Source organism: Gordonia neofelifaecis NRRL B-59395, assembly GCF_000192435.1.
Taxonomy (GTDB): domain Bacteria; phylum Actinomycetota; class Actinomycetes; order Mycobacteriales; family Mycobacteriaceae; genus Gordonia; species Gordonia neofelifaecis.
The window spans coordinates 80357-97818 of sequence record NZ_AEUD01000011.1 but is presented as its reverse complement, the minus strand read 5'-3'; the positions used below and the strand labels follow the sequence as shown (position 1 = coordinate 97818).

Below are 17462 nucleotides of genomic sequence, written 5' to 3'. Positions count from 1 at the left end.
GCGCCGCTCACGGGGACGCTCCGGTCACTACCTCAGTTCTTCGCCGCGCTGATGCCCGCTCGTCGTCCGAAGAAGCTGCCGTCGCCTAGTGAAGCGCCCGAGGCGTAGCCGCCCGCGCAGACACCTGCCGTGCATCGTCCGGCGGCGAACAGTCCGGGGATGGGATCACCCGTCACGTGCAGGACCTCGGAATCCACGCTGGTCCGGAGACCGCCCAGGGTGAAGCCGCCGGTGAGGCCCCGCATGTCGATGGCGGCGATCGGGGTGCCGATCGGCTTGACCCATTCGGCCTTCTTTCCGAACAGCGGATCGACCCCCTGCTCGGCGTGGCGGTTGTAGACCTCGACCGTGCTCTGCAGCGCGCCCGCCGGCAGACCCATCTCCGCTTCGAGCTCCTCGACGGTCTCGGCCACCCACGTCGGACGATGCCGCAGCTCCGGAGTGGCGGTGGGGCGCGACGCACCTTCCTCATACGCGGCCTCGTCGATCACCACGAAGCTCTGATTCTGGTTCTCGTACAGCGTCGCCTGCCCGACGCGACCCGGATAGGTGTCCTCGTTGATGTAGCGCTGCCCGCGGCCGTTGACCAGGATTCCGCGGGTGAACAGCTGCGGGTCGCAGAAATAGGCGACCTCCGCGGCATCCATGTGCGCCAGATCGGCGCCGATCGCCTGCGCCATCTGGATCGCGCGGCCGTCGTGCTCCTCGATCGACGCGGCCGGCCGGTTCACCATCTTCGGCGCGAACGACTCGAGCATCTGGTTGTTGTAGGCGAAGCTGCCGGTGGCCAGCACCACGCCGCGACGGGCCCGGACATCGACATCCTTGCCGTACTGCTTGGCGCGCAGGCCGACGACCCGTCCGTCGGCGTCGACGATCAGGGCCTGAACCCGCATGTCGTACTCCGACCGCACCCCGAGTTCGGCTGCCTTGTCGGTCAGCGGCTTCATCAGCATGTAGCCGCCACCCCGTTCCGCCGACTCACGCTTGTTCTGCATCTGCGGGATGTGTCCGCGGGGTGCGGGGCGGATGGTCGTACTGAAGGGCGCGGAGTTCTCGCCGCCGCTGTACTGCAGGCCGTCGTCGGCCGGCGGTTCCCAGCCGGGCTCTCCCCAGAAGCTCATCTTGAACGGCACGCCGCACTCGTCGGCGAGCCAGTGATAGTGGTCGACGCTGCCCTCGCAGTAGACGTCGATCTTGGCGTCGTCGGTGCCGGGTCCCAGCGCGGCCTTCATGAACGCCTTCATGTCGTCGACGGAGTCCTCGAAGCCGCAGGCCTTCTGCACCGGCGTACCGCCGCCCATGTAGATGAACCCGCCGGCCATCGCCGCGGCGCCGCCCCAACCGCCGGTGCGCTCGAGAACGAGCACGTCGGCACCGGACTGCGCCGCGCCGACCGCCGCGGCGGCACCCGCGACACCGAATCCGGCGACGACGACGTCGGCTTCGTAGGCCCATTCCCCCACCTGATCTGCGGGAATGGGACGGATCGGGGCGGCTTCAGACATATGCGGTCCTCTCAGGAGTGTTAGACAGACCACAATCCCGCTGCACAGCGCCGATGCGCTCCCCCTCTTCCCGATCAGTGGAACACTGGCGGGTCGATCGCCGGGAGACACGACATCGAGCACGAATCCTCGGGTCGACGTCGAAGATCGCCGATGCGCCGTCTGCCGGGGCGATCCGGGACAGTGTCGGCGGCGACTGTCCTGCGCGGCACCGGACCTTCACTATCCTGATCCCCATGGTGATGGCAGACCGCGAAGGCGTGAAGACAGCATCCGGACCGAACACCGCCCTGACGGTGGTCGGCCTGGTCGACAACATGCTCAACGGGCTCGCGCGGGTGCCCTTCAGTCAACCGTTCAAGGGGCCTGGCGGAATCCTCGACAACATCGGCCAGTCGGTGACCCGGGCGACGGTCCGATCATTCCTCGGCTACTCCGTCAGCCTGCCCATCGAGGACTTCCGGTCGATGGAGAAGATTCTGGACACGATCTGCGGCGCCGTCCTGCCGCCGGTCGTCGGATACTTCGGCGGCGTGGAGATCGAGGACGACGTCGTCGGTGGCCAGGAAGGCGTCTGGTGCCGGGAGAAGGCCGGGGTGCGGGACCCCGAGTTCGAGCACGAGGCCCTCGACAAAACCATCCTGTACCTGCACGGCGGCGGCTACTTCGGCACCACCCCCAACATGTACCTGATGTTCGCCGCGGCCCTCGTCCGTCTCACCGGATGCCAGGTCTTCATCCCCGACTACCGCATGGCGCCGGAGTTCCCCTTCCCTGCGGCACTGCACGACGCCGCGGACGCGTACCGCGGCCTCATGGAGATGGGGATCCCGGCCGACGACATCATCGTCGCCGGCGACTCGGGCGGCGGCGGTCTCACCACGTCTCTCCTCGTTTACCTGCACGAACAGGAGATGCCGAAACCTCGGGCGGCGGTCCTCTTCTCGCCCGAGATCGACCTCGACCTGTCCCAGGACTCCATCGTGGACAACGCCTCGAACGACGTCCTGCCCTGGAACATCCCGGTCACGTTCTATCTCCGGGGCGTGCAACCGAACGACGAGCACGTCTCCGCGGTCTACAGCCACCCCGATCCGGCGTGGTTTCCTCCCACCTTCGTCTGCTGGGGCGGCGAGGAGATGTTCCGCGACGGGATCCGGGAGTTCGCCGACCGTCTCCGCGAAGGCGGGGTGAACCTGCGCGCGATGGAGGAGCCTGGGATGTTCCACGTCTTCCCGATCCTGATGCCGTGGGCCGAATCCGCGAAGCGGGTGTTCACATCGATCCGAGAGTTGGCGAAGGCGAACCGGGCTGCGGACGTCCGACCGTCGCCGACCGCCGTGCCCGGTCAGGACCCGACGATCCCGACGGAGACCGCCGACACCCTCTGACGCGGCCGGTTCCCCGCGCTCAGCGATGCTTCGACAGCAGGAAGTCGATCAATCGCCGATCGAGTGCCCGGCCGTTGACGGTGACACCGCCGGGACCGGTCCAGTGCTCGGCACCGACGACCTCGGCGTAGTCGACCTCGGTCCGACCGTGCCCGTAGCGCGTGAGCACCGTCCGGTACGGATCCGTCTGCGACGCTGGAACGGTCGTAGACGACCACGGCCGGCTGCCCGCGATGCCGTTGGAGTTCATCGCGGCGGACAGGCCGATCTGCCCGAGCACCGGCGGGGTGACGGAGTCCTTCGTGCCCTGAACGATGAACGTCGGAAGCGGTCGTCCCCGGCGAGCCACGCGGATCGCGAGTCCGGTCGGGTCGGCGAGGTACGGGATGCCTGCACTCGTGGCCACGCCGGCGAACAGTTCCGAGTACAGCGCGGCGACAGTCTGCGTCGTCGCGCCGCCCGCGGAGTGGCCGACGATGTAGACCCGTGCCGGATCGGCGTGCAGATCACGGATCGCGCGCCTCACGATGTCGGCGATGATCGACGGTTCGCCTCGCCCGCGCATCTCGTTGTTCGGGTTCTGCGGTTGCCAGGTTCCCGCGGGGTCGACGCGCAGCGACTGCATGGGCGCCACAACCGAGTACCCGCGCCGGTCGGCTTCCAGCAGCAGCGTGCTGGTGCGACGCAGGTCCTGTGGATCTCCCTCGTCGACCTTGCTCGCCCCGTGGAGCCAGACGAAGAGCGGCCTATTCGGCTGCGCCCTCCGCGGGCTGTACGTCTGGTAGCTGCGCGTACCCGCAGCGTTGGTGAGGCTTCCGGTAGTGATCGTGCCGGAGGCCTGGGCTTCGATCACCCGTGGTGGCGCCGCGGTCGCCGGCGATGCGACTCCGACGGTCACGAGCCCCGCAATGGCCAGTCCGACCGCAAGCATTCTTCCGTGCACAATTGCACCTCTCCCCGTTCGATGACAGTCGCCATCGAACCACGGATGGCGGGAGGTTTCAGGAGTCGGCGCCGCCGGTTCGTCGACCCTGAGAGCACTCCACACTCTTCAACCCGACGCGCGGGCCGCACTGCCTGCATGAAATGCAGGGGCGCACCCGCACCACCGATACCGTCGCACAAAGCAGAAGGCCCGGTAGTCGATACTCGACTACCGGGTCTTCTGTCTGACTGACTGTGGAGCCTAGGAGATTCGAACTCCTGACATCTGCCTTGCAAAGGCAGCGCTCTACCAACTGAGCTAAGGCCCCGTGCCGGGTGACCGGACGGTGAAATTATGGTGGGCCTAGGAGGACTTGAACCTCCGACCTCTTCGTTATCAGCGAAGCGCTCTAACCGCCTGAGCTATAGGCCCTTGACCGAGAATGAAGATTACCCGAACACGGATACATCTCCAAAACGGCTGGTCAGCGAGCTAATCGAGATCAGCGAGCGTGACCTCGACACCACCGACCATGTCGGCGCACACGTTGTAGATGTACGCCGAGATCGTCGACAGAGCTGTGAGAAGGATCGCAGCGACGATGCCGAACAGCGCGCTGAACATGAACACCTGGCCACCACTGATCAGATCCTGGCCGCTGGTGCTGCCGTCGGAGCTGACGAGGGTGCCGAACGAGCTGTTGATCTGATCCCAGATCCCCATTCCGCCCATGATTCCGTACAGAATCGCCACGGCGATCATCCAGATGAAGAAGCCGGCGACGGACAGCACACCGGAGACCTTGAACACCGACCACGGGTCGACGCGCCGGATCTGGACAGCGGCGCGCAACGGCGTACCGACCGAGCGAGCCGGGATGGTCTGGCTCGATGCCCGCGCCAGCGCCTGCTCCTTCGCCTGCTCGGTTTGGTGAATGGAGTCGAGATCTGGCAGCTCGTCCTTCGACGCGAGCGCCTCGCGTGGAATGTTCCGGGTCGCCGATTCGACGAACGGCTCGGGCTTGGCCGGTGCTGCGGGAGCCGCGGGCACGGACGGCTTCGACGCCGGAGCAGTCGAACCGGCCGCGGGCGGCGTGACGGGCTGCTGCGGCGGCTTGGGCGCCGGACCGGAAAGGCCGCCGCCCGGCTGCGGACGATCCTGCTGCGCGTTGACGACGGGCATCGGGCCCGACGACCCAGGCGCGTCCTGTTCCGGACGGGCGGAACCGCCCGAGACCACTCCGCGGGGCGGCGGACCGCCGGCTCGATCGTCGTCGACGTTGCCGGCGGCCTTGGCCAAGTCCCCAGCGGTCAGCCCGGTGGCGGCGGTGTTCTCTCCGCGCTTCCACGGCGGGGTCATTACCCCGCGTTCGACAAACGCGTCGTCCGGCTGATTCGGTGTGCTCACAGGCGATTCCTCACTGAACGGGTGCTACCCAAACCCTAACCGCTCATCCCGGCTAGTTGTCGTCTGCCGCGCCCTCGTCCTCATCGGGCTCGTCCGCGTTACGGGCGATCGCGATCAGGTTGTCGCCGTCGGACAGATTCATCAGGCGCACGCCCTTGGTCTGCCTGCCGGCCTTTCGGACCTGCTTGGCCTTGGTGCGGATGACGCCGCCACCGGAGGTGATGGCGTAGATCTCGCTGTCGATGTCGACGACCAGCGCACCGACGAGGTCGCCGCGCTTCGGATCGTGCTGAATGGTCAGCACGCCCTTGCCGCCGCGGCCCTGCGCGGAGTATTCCTCGATATCGGTCCGCTTGGCGTAACCGCCCGACGTCGCGACCAGCAGGAACGTGTCCGGGCGGACGACGGTGAGGCTGAGCAGCTCGTCGTCGTCGTTGAAGCGCATGCCCTGGACACCCGAGGTCTGACGGCCCATCGGCCGTAGCGTCTCGTCGTCCGCGGTGAAACGGATCGACTGGCCCTTCTTGGAGACCAGCAGCAGATCGTCGTCCGCGCTGCACAGGCGCGCACCGACGAGCTCGTCGTCGCCGCGGAGGTTGATCGCCGCGATGCCGCCCGATCGGTTGGAGTCGAACGCGTCGAGCTTCGACTTCTTCACCAGACCGTTGCGGGTGGCCAGCACCAGGTACGGCGCGTCCTCGTAGCCGGAGATCCGGATGACCTGCGCGATACGCTCCTCCGGCTGGAAGGCCAGCAGGTTCGCGACGTGCTGACCGCGCGCGGTCCGGTTCGCCTCGGGCAGCTCGTACGCCTTGGCGCGGTACACCCGGCCCTTGGTGGTGAAGAACAGCAGCCAGTCGTGCGTGCTGGACACGAAGAAGTGGGCGACGATGTCGTCCTGCTTCAGTCCCGCGCCCTGGACGCCCTTGCCGCCGCGCTTCTGGCTGCGGTAGAGGTCGGTCTTGGTGCGCTTGGCGTAGCCGGTCTCGGTGATCGTGACGACGACGTCCTCGCGGGCGATCAGGTCCTCGTCGGTCACATCGCCCTCGGCGGGGATGATCCTGGTCCGGCGGTCGTCGCCGTACTTGTCGACGACCTCCTTGAGCTCGTCACGGACGATCGCCCGCTGGCGCTCGGGACGCTCGAGGATGTCCTTCAGATCGGCGATCTCGCGCTCGATCTCGGCCAGCTCGTCGATGATCTTCTGGCGCTCGAGAGCCGACAGTCGACGCAGCTGCATCGCCAGGATGGCGTCCGCCTGGATCTCGTCGATGTCGAGCAGATCCATCAGCCCGGTTCGCGCCGCCTCGGTGTTCGCCGACGCGCGGATGAGGGCGATGACCTCGTCGAGGGCGTCGAGCGCCTTGACCAGGCCGCGCAGAATGTGCGCGCGCTCCTCAGCCTTGCGCAGCCGGTACCGGGTGCGTCGGATGATCACGTCGATCTGGTGAGCGACGTAGTAGCGGATCATCTGGTCCAGGCGCAGGGTGCGCGGCACACCGTCGACGATCGACAGCATGTTGGCGCCGAAGTTGGTCTGCAGCTGACTGTGCTTGTACAGGTTGTTCAGCACCACGCGGGCGACGCCGTCACGGCGCAGGGTGATGACGATCCGCAGGCCGGCGCGATCGGAGGACTGATCCTCGATCTTGCTGATGCCCTTGAGTTTGCCGTCGTTGACCTGCTCGGCGATCGAGCTGATCAGGTTGTCGGGGTTCACCTGGTAGGGCAGCTCGGTGACGATGAGCTGGGTGGTGCCCTTGACCTCTTCGATGTCGACCACCGAACGCATCCGGATGCTGCCGCGGCCGGTCATGTAGGCGTCGCGGATGCCCTGGCTGCCGACGATCAGCGCTGCCGTCGGGAAGTCCGGTCCCTTGACGACCTCCATGCACGCCGCGAGCGTGGTCTCCTCGTCGGCCTCCGGGTTCTCCAGCGCCCAGAAGACCGCGTCGGCGACCTCATTCAGGTTGTGCGGTGGAATGTTGGTCGCCATGCCGACCGCGATGCCCCCCGAACCGTTGATGAGCAGATTCGGGATGCGCGACGGCAGCACCGTCGGCTCCTGCGTCTTGCCGTCGTAGTTCGGGACGAAGTCGACGGTCTCCTCGGTGATGTCGCGCAGCATCTCCATGGCCAGCGGGGTGAGCCGCGCCTCGGTGTAACGCATGGCGGCCGCGCCGTCGTTGCCGCGGGAACCGAAGTTGCCCTGACCGTCGATCAGCGGGTAGCGCATCGACCACGGCTGAGCGAGGCGGACGAGCGCATCGTAGATCGAGCTGTCGCCGTGGGGATGGTAGTTACCCATCGTCTCCGACACCGGGCGCGCGGACTTCACGTAACCGCGCTCCGGACGGAAACCCGCATCGAACGACGCATAGAGCAGTCGGCGGTGCACCGGCTTGAGTCCGTCCCGGACCTCGGGCAGCGCGCGACCGACGATGACGCTCATGGCGTAGTCGATGTAGCTGTTCTGCATCTCCTGCCCGAGGTCGACGGGCTCGATGCGGTCACCGCCGTTGTTCTCTGGCAGATCAGTTTCGTCGCTCATGAATCACTTTCCTGCGGCTCACGCCGCGTACTGGCATTCGGTGCGGTCACCGGCGAGCCGGGATCCGCGGAATCGAAGTCGGTGTGGCGGATCAGACGTCGAGGAAGCGGACGTCCTTGGCGTTGCGCGCGATGAACGTGCGTCGTGCGACGACGTCCTCGCCCATCAGGATCGAGAACAGCTCGTCCGCCGCGGCGGCGTCGTCGAGGGTGACCTGCTTGAGGACGCGGACGTCGGGGTCCATCGTGGTCTCCCACAGCTCGCTGGCGTTCATCTCGCCCAGGCCCTTGTAACGCTGGATGCCGTCGTCGGTGTTGATCTTCTTGCCCGCTGCCTTGCCCGCCTCGAGCAGTGCGTCGCGCTCGCGGTCGTTGTAGGCGAACTCCGGCTCCTGGCCCTTCTGCCACTTGAGCTTGTAGAGCGGCGGCATCGCGAGGTAGACGTGCCCCTGCTCGATCAGCGGCCGCATGAAGCGGAACAGCAGCGTGAGCAGCAGCGTCGCGATGTGCTGGCCGTCGACGTCGGCGTCGGCCATCAACACGATCTTGTGGTAGCGCAGCTTGGCGATGTCGAACTCGTCGTGGATGCCGGTGCCGAACGCGGTGATGATCGACTGGACTTCGGCGTTCTTCAGCACCCGGTCGATGCGGGCCTTCTCGACGTTGATGATCTTGCCGCGCAGCGGGAGGATCGCCTGGTACATCGAGTCACGGCCCGACTTGGCCGAGCCGCCTGCGGAGTCGCCCTCCACGATGTAGACCTCGCACTTCGACGGGTCGTTGCTGCGGCAGTCGGCGAGCTTGCCGGGGAGTCCACCGATGTCGGTGGCGGTCTTGCGACGGACGAGCTCCCGAGCGCGGCGAGCGGCGAGGCGCGCCTGCTGTGAGTCCGCGGCCTTCTTGATGATGGTCTTGGCCTCGGCCGGGTTGGCGTCGAACCACATCGCCAGATGCTCGTTACAGGTCTTCTGCACGAAGCTCTTGACCTCGGTGTTACCCAGCTTCGTCTTGGTCTGGCCCTCGAACTGCGGGTCGGCCACCTTCACCGAGATCACGGCGGCGAGACCCTCGCGGATGTCGTCGCCGGAGAGCTTGCCGTCCTTCTCCTTGATCAGCTTCTTGTCGACCGCATATCGATTGACTGTGCTGGTCAAAGCCGCACGGAAGCCCTCTTCATGCGTTCCGCCCTCAGCGGTGTTGATGGTGTTGGCGAAGGTGTGCACCGACTCGGCGTAGCCCTCGTTCCACTGCATCGCGATCTCCACCTCATGGCCCTCGCCCTTCGCGGTGAAACCGACGACCGTCTTGTGGATCGGCGCCTTGCTGCGGCTGTTGAGGTGCTTGATGTAGTCGATCAGCCCGTCCGGGTAGTGGTACGTCCGCGTCTTGACCTTGGCGATGGCCGTAGCCTTCTGCTCCTCGGTCTTGATGCTGGCGTCGCCGTCCTCGGATTCCTCGACCTCGGCTTCGAGAACGGCCTCGTGAACCCGCTCGTCGGTCAGCGTGATGGTGAGGCCCTTGTTCAGGAAGGCCATCTCCTGCAGACGCCGGGCGATCGTCTCGATGTTGTACTCGGTGGTCTCGAAGATCTTCGGATCCGCCCAGAACGAGACACTGGTCCCGGTCCCCGACGCGGCCTCGCCCTCGAGCAGCGGAGTGGGCTCGGCGTTGTTGTAGGTCTGACGCCAGACCGAACCGTTGCGCTTGATCTCCAGGTCGACCTTCGTCGACAGCGCGTTGACGACCGAGATACCGACGCCGTGCAGACCGCCGGACACGGCGTACGAATCGGAGTCGAACTTACCGCCGGCGTGCAGCTGGGTCATGATGACCTCGACCGCGGGGACACCCGTGGCGTGCATGCCGACCGGCATGCCTCGACCGTCGTCGACCACCCTGATTCCGCCGTCTGCCAGCAGCGTCACGTCCACGCGAGTGGCGTAGCCCGCCATCGCCTCGTCGACCGAGTTGTCCACGACCTCCCAGATCAGGTGGTGCAGACCGCGCTCACCGGTGGAGCCGATGTACATGCCGGGACGCTTGCGGACCGCTTCCAGACCCTCGAGGATGCTGATCGAGTCGGCACCGTATTCGCTCGGCTTGGACTTGCCTGACTTCTTTGGTGCGTTACCGCTGGTGTCTGCCACTCCGGTCAGCTCCCATTCGTGTTGGCGACAGTTACCGCCCAGTGTACTTGGTAACGCTTCCAGAACCGCGTTTACCACACCCCAGTAGCAACGGAGAACGACGATCTTCGTCAGAGGCGGGGCCGATCGTGGATCAGTCCGGTTTGAAGCCTCTCGCGTCGAAATCGGGCGGCGAGGACCTCATCCGGCTCAGCCGTAGGTGTCGCGCGGACCGCGACCCGAGATGTGCCGGGGTCCCTTTCGCCACGACGGCGCCTGCGGACCGGTGATCCGCAGACTCGTCACCATGCCGTGGCCGATGACTTTCGCGATCTTCGCGATGATCTGGCTCTGCATGTAGCGGAGCTGCGTCGCCCACGCCGTCGACTCCGCCCGCACGTGCAGCACGGTGCCCTCGAGCCGGGTCGGATCGGCATGCGTGGCGATGTCCTCGCCCACGATCTGCGGCCACATCCCGAACAGAGTGCCCTCCGAGATCCGCGATTCCCAGCCGTGCTGCTGAGCGACCTTGCCGACCATCCGCCCCAGTGGCTGCGGATCCCGGGAATCCGGACCGGACCCTGACCAGCGACGACGCGACCGATCACCGGTACGACGCTTGGTGCGGATCGGTGCGGACCGTCCCATCCCGACCGATTTTCCCTGTGCCTTGGCCAGCGCGCGCGCCTCCTCCAGGGCAGCACGCGCGAGGTCGTACCCGGACATCGCATCCGGCTGCGATGCCGTGGTGTCGTCAGTCATGCCTCGCCCTCCTCCGACGTCTCCGGGAACTCGCCGATCATCTCGTCGGCGGTCGTCACCGAATGCCTGGGCCCATCATCGTCGGTCACTCCGACAGAGATCCGTCTGCCGACGATCGACTCCGGAATGTCATCCGGCACGGCCGCGGTGATCAGCAGCTGGTCGGCGCTCGCCGTGAACTCCGCCAGCAGCCGGCGCCGCGTCACATCCAATTCGGCGAAGACGTCGTCGAGCATGATGATCGGCTCCACCCCGTCGGCGCGGAGCAGTTCCACGCTGCCCAAGCGCAGCGACAACGCGAACGACCAGCTCTCGCCGTGACTCGCGAAGCCTTTCGCCGGCTCATCGCCCAATCCCAGGAAGAGGTCGTCGCGATGCGGTCCCACCAGGCACAATCCGCGGTCGATCTCCTTGCTTCGCAGCTCGACGAGGCGCTGTGCGAGGACATCGCGGATCGCGTCGATCTCCGCGTCGCCACCGGGGCTCGCGTCGACTGACTCTCCCGCGGCGGACCGGTACGAGATGTGGGCCGGCCGCGAGTGGGGGGCGATCGACGAGTATGCGTCAGTGACGAACGGGGCGAGCTGACGCACGACGGCCAGCCGCGACGCGGTGACCTGAGCACCGAGTTCGGCCAGCTGGGCATCCCACACATCGAGGGTGCTGAGCACCGACTCGGCCTGCTCTCCCCCGCGACGCATCGCGGCGCTCGCGGTCTTGAGCAGCGCCGATCGCTGGCGAAGCACGCGGTCGTAGTCGACCTTCGCACCGGCGGCCAGTGGTCGGAGCTGAGCCACGAGTTCATCGATGAACCGCCGACGCTCGCCGGGATCGCCGCGCACCAGCGCCAGGTCCTCCGGCGCGAACAGCACGGCCCGCAGAATCCCGAGAACCTCCCTGGTACGCCGGACCGGGCGCGTGTTGATCGTGGCCTTGTTGGCCCCCTGTGCAGGAATGGTGAGTTCGACCGTCAACTCGCGGCCCTCGTTCTCGACCGTCGCGGTCACCCGTGCCGCGTCGGCCCCTGTTCGCACCAGCGGTGCATCGGAGGAGACGCGATGCGAGCGAAGCGTCGCGACGTAGAACAGCGACTCGAGCAGGTTCGTCTTACCGAAGCCGTTCCGGCCGACGAACACGGTGGTGCCCGGCGACAACGTGAACCGGGCCTGCGGCCACGACCGGAAATCGCGCAGTGTGAGCTCTCGGACGAACAACGAACCGCTACCTCGCCGCTGCCGTCACGCGTCGGGAGTCGACGTCTCGCCGACGCTCTGACCTGCGGCGTCGATCACTGCGTGTCCACCGAACTGATTCCGCAGAGCGGAGACCGCCTTCAAGGCGGGCGACTCGTCCTGCCTGGAGGCGAAGCGAGCGAACAGGGCCGCCGAGATGACGTTGGCAGGCACCGCGTGCTTGATCGCCTCCTCGACGGTCCAGCGGCCTTCGCCCGAATCCGTCGTGTAATCGGAGATCTGAGCGAGTCCCGGATCCGCCTCCAAGGCCCGGACCAGCAGCTCGAGCAGCCACGACCGGACCACCGTGCCCTCAGTCCAGGCGCGAAGGGTGCCGGTGACATCCTCGATGAGCGGCTCGGCCTCGAGCAGTTCATAGCCCTCGGCGTACGCGTGCATGAGGCCGTACTCGACGCCGTTGTGGACCATCTTCGCGTAATGACCTGCGCCGACGGGACCGACGTGGACGAAACTGTCCTCTCGGGCACCGCTCGGCCGCAGAGCGTCGAATACCGGCATCACCGTCGCGACGTCGTCGGCGCTGCCGCCGACCATCAATCCGTAGCCGTTCTCGAGTCCCCAGACACCGCCGGACACTCCGCAGTCCACGAACCCGACACCGTGCACGCCGAGCAGATCCGCATGCGGGCTGTCGTCGGAGTAGTGCGAGTTGCCGCCGTCGACGACGATGTCGCCCTCCGACAGAAGCTCGGCCAGCGCGCTGACCGTCGACCGGGTGATGTCTCCGGCCGGCACCATCAGCCAGACGACGCGCGGTGCGTCCAAACCGCTGACCAGCGATTCGAGGCTGTCGACGTCAGCGACCTCGGGGCGCGGGTCGTACCCGATCACCTCGTGGCCCGCAGCTCTGATCCGGGTGCGCATGTTCGCGCCCATCTTGCCCAGGCCCACGAGTCCGAGCTGCATCGCGACGTCCTCTCGTAGGTGGGTTCTCAGATCGGAAGGTGCAGGTCAGCCCGGGAGCCGCACGGGCATCAGCAGGTAGCTGAACTCGCTGGCCGACGCGGTGTAGGCACCGGACTCGTCGGCTGCGGGCTCGTCGCCGTTCGACGGTCGCAGCACCGCGGGGCGGATCGCGGCCCGGCGCTGTCCGGAACCGTCGGGCTCCGGATTCGTGAAGCCGAACTCGACGGTCTCGGTGCCGATGGCTGCGAGGCCGTCGAGCAGGTAGTGGGGGTTGAACGCGATGATGATCGGCTCGCCGTAGAACTGGACGGGTAGCTCTTCCTCGGCCTTACCCGCCTCGTCGCCGCCCGCGGTGAGCAGGACGGAATCGCTGCTGAAATCGAGCCTGACCTGCGCTCCGCGTTCGGCGACCAGCGACACGCGCTTGATCGATTCGATGAGCGGCGCGCTCTCGACGGTGGCGATCGAGGTGTGATTGGCCGGGAACAGCTGACGGAACTTGGGGAACTCGGCGTCGAGGAGACGCGTGGTGGTCTTCTTCGCGTTGTTCGTGATGCCCAGCATGCCTTCGGAGCCGATCGCATGAACCGCGCCGAAGGCCAGTTCGACGTTGCCGGTCGAGTCGGCGCCCGCCGACTTCGCGGCTTCCGAGAGAGTCTTGGCGGGAACGAGCGCGGCGCCCGAGGCTCCCGCGTCGGCGGGCAACCACTGGAGTTCGCGAACCGCGAGGCGGAATCGATCCGTGGCGGCGAGGACGACCTTGTCGCCCTCGATCTCGACGCGAACACCGGTCAGCATCGGCAGGGTGTCGTCCTTACCAGCGGCGATGGCGACCTGCGAGACGGCCTCAGAGAACAGATCCGCGGGAACCGAGCCGGTGTTCTGCGGGACTTCGGGAAGCTCGGGGTAGTCCTCGACCGGCATCGTCGGGAGCGAGAACTTCGCACTGCCGCAGCTGATGGCGACGCGTGAGCCGTCGATCGTGACGTCGACGGGCTTGTTCGGCAGCGCCTTCGTGATGTCGGCCAACAGGCGACCCGACACGAGTGCCTTGCCGCTCTCGGAGACTTCGGCCGAGATGACCTGGGTCGCCGAGACCTCGTAGTCGAAACCTGCCACTTGCAGGCCGAACTCGTCCGCGGTCAGAACCACGCAACCGAGAACTGGAACCGGAGGTCTGGACGGCAGGCTGCGGGCAACCCACGCGACTGCATCGGCGAACTCGTCACGCACGACACGAAACTTCATCGGTGGTGTAACCCCTTCTCGACATGCCGGCACTGCTGCGGGGTGCATCAGATCCAGCGATGGTTGGTCGCCGAATCCCACTGTAGAGCGCTTCGGCCTCGGATGCGGAACCGGATCGAGAACTCGGGTCCGACTGCGCCGCGGTCGGAGGCGCGAGCGCGGGCGGGCGGTCGTCGTCGGCTGTGTATGCACACAGCTTCTTTTAAAAGATGTTCTTAAAAGAAGAAATCTTCTTAGTAATAGGCGATGTGAGTTCTGTGGGTAACCGGCCGTCTTCGCAGTTCAGCGCCCTCGCGGGCGTGTGGAGGATCGGTGGAGCAGATCGGTGGATGAATCGGCAGGGCTGTGGACGCAGAAATCTCGTCCACCGTCACGCACCACCTGTCCACAGAAATCGGCCTGTTGTCACCAACATCGTCCACAGACGCGCCGTAGGCGCGTCCTGGGACTTCGTGCGGGGTCCACCCCATGGCGAAATCGTGAGAAAAGTTCGGCCGCAGACTCGTATCGAGTCTGCGGCCGAGGTCGAGAGTGGCGTGTGCGGGCGACTCAGCGGTTCGCGCGCTGCTTGATCCGGGCGGTGAGCTCCTGCACCTGGTCGTAGATGTTGCGGTTCTCGTGCATCTCTTTGCGGATCTTCTTATCCGCGTGCATCACCGTCGTGTGGTCGCGGTCGAACGTCTCACCGATCTTCGGCAGCGACAGATCCGTGAGCTCACGGCACAGGTACATCGAGATCTGCCTGGGCAGAGTCAGGGCCCGTACCTTGCTCGGACCGCAGAGATCATCGACCGAGAGGTCGTAGAAGTCCGCGGTGACCGCGACGATGCTCGCCGCGCTGACGTCCATCGGACCGGAGTCCGGGATCAGCGCCTTCAGGACCACTTCGGCCAGCGTCGTGTCAAGCTCGGTGTTGTTGAGCGAGGCGAACGCGGTGACGCGGATCAGCGCGCCCTCGAGCTCACGGATGTTGCGCTCGATCTTGGAGGCGATCAGCTCCAGCACGTCGTCGGGGGCTGCGAGCTTGTCCATCTGCGCCTTCTTGCGAAGGATCGCGATCCGCGTCTCCAGGTCCGGCGGCTGAACGTCGGTGATCAGACCCCATTCGAACCTGGTGCGGAGCCGGTCCTCCAGCGTCGCGAGCTGCTTGGGTGGGCGGTCGGACGAGACGACGATCTGCTTGTTCGCGTTGTGGAGCGTGTTGAAGGTATGGAAGAACTCCTCCTGGATGCCTTCCTTGCCTTCGAGGAACTGGATGTCGTCGATCAGCAGCATGTCGATGTCGCGGTACCTGCGCTTGAAGGCGACGCGGCGGTCGTCGCGCAGGGAGTTGATGAAGTCGTTCGTGAACTCCTCGGTCGACACGTACTTCACCCGCATGCCGGGAAACAGCCGCTGGGAGTAGTGCCCCGCTGCGTGGAGCAGATGGGTCTTGCCCAGGCCGGACTCGCCCCAGATGAACATCGGGTTGTACGCGCGTGCGGGGTTCTCGGCGACGGCGACGGCCGAAGCGTGCGCGAACCGGTTCGACGCGCCGATCACGAAGGTGTCGAACGTGTACTTCGGGTGCAGCGACGTGGTGCCGTTGTCCGGAGCGCTGGTCTCCCGCTGCTCGAAGTAGGTGGACCATTCACGCGGCTCGACCGGTCGGGTCGGTGGGGCGGGCTGCTGATAGTTCAGCGCGGCGAGCTGCTCGTCGGACGGAATCGCCGGGCTCGCCGGATACGTCGGTGTCGGAATGCCGCCGTGGCCGACGTTCGCGGCGTCGTAAGGGGAACCCGTGCCGTACGTATCCGATGTGACCTTTGTTGCACTTGCTGCACTCGGGTGTGGATACGCATCCCCAGTCACTCCAGCACCATCCACGGGCTGGGGAGCGATCTCCTCGGGCTCCGCGACGCGGACCGCGATGTCGACGCTCTGACCCAGATGACGACTCAGTGTGAGACGGACGGCGTCGCGCAGATTGCGTTCGATCTGCTCTTGAACGAGGGGTGTCGGAACCGCCAGTAGGGCGAATCCCTCAGTCATCGTGAGTGGCCGAACCAGAGACAGCCAGGCCTTTTGCTGTCGGGTGAGGGGTTCCGCCTCCGCGGCACCCCCTTCGCTCGACAAATCTGCAACGACCGCGTTCCAGATGTCGGAGAATGACTCCCGGTCGCCGGTCACTGGCTCCCCCTTGATGGTCGAATCGGTTCGTTTCAGACCTTGAGGGTGCCACGAAGGCCCGCCTCCGCGCGAGTTGTCCACAAAGTTGTCCACACCTGTGGATTGATCTGTGAACAAATCCCACAGGTGTAATTAGGCCTCGTCGATCTGTGCAGGTGACCCGTCGTTTGATTTGGTTTCCGGGGGCCAGTACCCTCGAAAGGTCGCCTGTACATGGACTGCGGTAACGCGCGCTCAATTGCGAGCCGGCCTCGGCCGATCCATGAGGGGCCGAAGACCACCTGCAGTACCAACACAAGGAGTTCCCAGTGGCAAAGGGGAAGCGTACTTTCCAGCCGAACAACCGTCGTCGCGCTCGCGTGCACGGCTTCCGTCTGCGTATGCGGACCCGCGCCGGTCGCGCCATCGTGAACGCACGTCGTTCCAAGGGCCGCGCCAAGCTGACCGCCTGAGTCGCGAATCCGGCCCGGGGAATCGGTGTCGGCCGACTCGGCGCGGATTTCGAGGAAGTCCGATTTCACCCGCACACTCTCCAAGGGTGTGCGGGTTTCGGCACGTGATCTGACGGTTCATGTCGCGCCACTCGGCGCGGATTGGCCCGACGAGAGTGCCCTGCGTCCCGACGTCGCGACGAATGGCGGGCCCTGGCTGGGCCTGATCATCTCGAAGAAGGTCGGGAATGCGGTGATCCGTCATCGCACTGCCCGCCGGCTTCGTCATGCCTTCGCCGAGGCGGCCACGACCGGCTTGCCGCCGGAGACGTTCGTCGTGCTCCGAGCGCATCCGGGGATCGTCGACCGGACCAGCACAGACCTCGCTGACGTCCTGCGGACCGCGTTCGGTCATCGCAAGGTCGTCGCGGCGTGCGCGCGTATCGATGCGGAAGCAGCCCATCGATGAGCATCTGGAATCAGCTCTACCGACTGCCGCGGACATGTCTCATCTTCGTGATCGAGCTGTATCGCACCTGGATCTCACCGACGAGGATGCCGACCTGCCGGTTCGAGCCGACATGCAGCGGCTACGCGGTCGAGGCCCTTCAGCGGCACGGCTTCGTCTGGGGTTCCGTTCTCGCCACCTGGCGACTGCTGAAATGCGGTCCGTGGCACAAGCCCGGTTACGACCCGGTCCCCGAACTGGGACCCGTGGAGTGGCTGCGCAGCAAGACTTCAAACAGTGGTGCCACCGCACCAACTTCAGATAGGGGTAAGTGAGCC

At 66.1% G+C, this 17462-nt stretch carries 14 protein-coding genes and 2 tRNA genes; 4 read left to right on the top strand and 12 right to left on the bottom strand.

Annotation, left to right across the window (positions count from 1 at the left end):
- Positions 1–32 precede the first annotated feature (32 nt).
- The gene (locus SCNU_RS13160) at positions 33–1508 is read right to left on the bottom strand and encodes an FAD-dependent oxidoreductase (protein ID WP_009679870.1); all 1476 of its coding nucleotides are present in this window, start codon (positions 1506–1508) and stop codon (positions 33–35) included.
- Positions 1509–1744: 236 nt separating this feature from the next.
- Here SCNU_RS13160 and SCNU_RS13155 point away from each other — a divergent pair, with 236 nt between their 5' ends.
- The gene (locus SCNU_RS13155; protein WP_050792827.1) at positions 1745–2899 is read left to right on the top strand and encodes an alpha/beta hydrolase; all 1155 of its coding nucleotides are present in this window, start codon (positions 1745–1747) and stop codon (positions 2897–2899) included.
- A gap of 19 nt (positions 2900–2918) precedes the next feature.
- On the opposite strand, the gene SCNU_RS13150 is transcribed toward SCNU_RS13155, so the two are convergent.
- The 11 genes from SCNU_RS13150 to dnaA all read right to left on the bottom strand — a co-directional run bounded on the left by SCNU_RS13150 (position 2919) and on the right by dnaA (position 16245).
- The gene (locus SCNU_RS13150) at positions 2919–3830 is read right to left on the bottom strand and encodes a CE1 family esterase (RefSeq protein WP_009679868.1); all 912 of its coding nucleotides are present in this window, start codon (positions 3828–3830) and stop codon (positions 2919–2921) included.
- 249 nt (positions 3831–4079) lie between these two features.
- Positions 4080–4152 (bottom strand) — tRNA-Ala (locus tag SCNU_RS13145).
- A gap of 27 nt (positions 4153–4179) precedes the next feature.
- A tRNA-Ile gene (locus SCNU_RS13140) sits at positions 4180–4256 on the bottom strand.
- A 60-nt stretch (positions 4257–4316) separates the two neighbouring features.
- Positions 4317–5231: a DUF3566 domain-containing protein gene (locus tag SCNU_RS13135; protein WP_040518425.1), complete on the bottom strand. Its 915-nt coding sequence runs from the start codon at positions 5229–5231 to the stop codon at positions 4317–4319.
- 52 nt (positions 5232–5283) lie between these two features.
- Entirely contained in the window at positions 5284–7782 is a 2499-nt protein-coding gene (gene gyrA, locus SCNU_RS13130; protein ID WP_009679866.1) for a DNA gyrase subunit A, read from the bottom strand.
- A 91-nt stretch (positions 7783–7873) separates the two neighbouring features.
- Positions 7874–9928: a DNA topoisomerase (ATP-hydrolyzing) subunit B gene (gyrB, locus tag SCNU_RS13125; RefSeq protein ID WP_009679865.1), complete on the bottom strand. Its 2055-nt coding sequence runs from the start codon at positions 9926–9928 to the stop codon at positions 7874–7876.
- Positions 9929–10117: 189 nt separating this feature from the next.
- A complete protein-coding gene (locus SCNU_RS13120) occupies positions 10118–10669 on the bottom strand; it encodes a DUF721 family protein (protein ID WP_009679864.1) in 552 nt (183 codons plus the stop codon).
- On the bottom strand, positions 10666–11883 hold the full coding sequence (gene recF / locus SCNU_RS13115) for a DNA replication/repair protein RecF (RefSeq protein ID WP_009679863.1): 1218 nt from the start codon (positions 11881–11883) through the stop codon (positions 10666–10668). The genes SCNU_RS13120 and recF overlap by 4 nt, the downstream gene beginning before the upstream one ends.
- Before the next feature lie 24 nt (positions 11884–11907).
- A complete protein-coding gene (gene gnd / locus SCNU_RS13110) occupies positions 11908–12828 on the bottom strand; it encodes a phosphogluconate dehydrogenase (NAD(+)-dependent, decarboxylating) (protein ID WP_009679862.1) in 921 nt (306 codons plus the stop codon).
- Between the two features lie 45 nt (positions 12829–12873).
- Positions 12874–14076, bottom strand: coding sequence for a DNA polymerase III subunit beta (gene dnaN, locus SCNU_RS13105; RefSeq protein WP_009679861.1), 1203 nt, complete (start codon positions 14074–14076; stop codon positions 12874–12876).
- Positions 14077–14625: 549 nt separating this feature from the next.
- Entirely contained in the window at positions 14626–16245 is a 1620-nt protein-coding gene (gene dnaA / locus SCNU_RS13100; RefSeq protein ID WP_009679860.1) for a chromosomal replication initiator protein DnaA, read from the bottom strand.
- Between the two features lie 308 nt (positions 16246–16553).
- Between dnaA and rpmH the strand changes: the two genes are divergently transcribed.
- The 3 genes from rpmH to yidD are packed head-to-tail and all read left to right on the top strand — an operon-like array spanning position 16554 to position 17459.
- Positions 16554–16697, top strand: coding sequence for a 50S ribosomal protein L34 (gene rpmH / locus SCNU_RS13095; RefSeq protein WP_006896767.1), 144 nt, complete (start codon positions 16554–16556; stop codon positions 16695–16697).
- A 25-nt stretch (positions 16698–16722) separates the two neighbouring features.
- Positions 16723–17145, top strand: a complete 423-nt coding sequence (gene rnpA / locus SCNU_RS13090) for a ribonuclease P protein component (protein ID WP_009679859.1) — start codon at positions 16723–16725, stop codon at positions 17143–17145.
- On the top strand, positions 17142–17459 hold the full coding sequence (gene yidD, locus SCNU_RS13085; protein ID WP_009679858.1) for a membrane protein insertion efficiency factor YidD: 318 nt from the start codon (positions 17142–17144) through the stop codon (positions 17457–17459). The genes rnpA and yidD overlap by 4 nt, the downstream gene beginning before the upstream one ends.
- Positions 17460–17462: the final 3 nt, after the last annotated feature.

Bases quoted from the DNA above. Each gene is read 5' to 3' on its own strand.
- yidD (WP_009679858.1), top strand. From the start codon at position 17,142: ATGAGCATCTGGAATCAGCTCTACCGACTGCCGCGGACATGTCTCATC.
- gyrA (WP_009679866.1), bottom strand. From the start codon at position 7,782: ATGAGCGACGAAACTGATCTGCCAGAGAACAACGGCGGTGACCGCATC.
- SCNU_RS13155 (WP_050792827.1), top strand. From the start codon at position 1,745: ATGGTGATGGCAGACCGCGAAGGCGTGAAGACAGCATCCGGACCGAAC.
- dnaN (WP_009679861.1), bottom strand. From the start codon at position 14,076: ATGAAGTTTCGTGTCGTGCGTGACGAGTTCGCCGATGCAGTCGCGTGG.
- SCNU_RS13150 (WP_009679868.1), bottom strand. From the start codon at position 3,830: ATGCTTGCGGTCGGACTGGCCATTGCGGGGCTCGTGACCGTCGGAGTC.
- SCNU_RS13120 (WP_009679864.1), bottom strand. From the start codon at position 10,669: ATGACTGACGACACCACGGCATCGCAGCCGGATGCGATGTCCGGGTAC.
- gnd (WP_009679862.1), bottom strand. From the start codon at position 12,828: ATGCAGCTCGGACTCGTGGGCCTGGGCAAGATGGGCGCGAACATGCGC.
- SCNU_RS13160 (WP_009679870.1), bottom strand. From the start codon at position 1,508: ATGTCTGAAGCCGCCCCGATCCGTCCCATTCCCGCAGATCAGGTGGGG.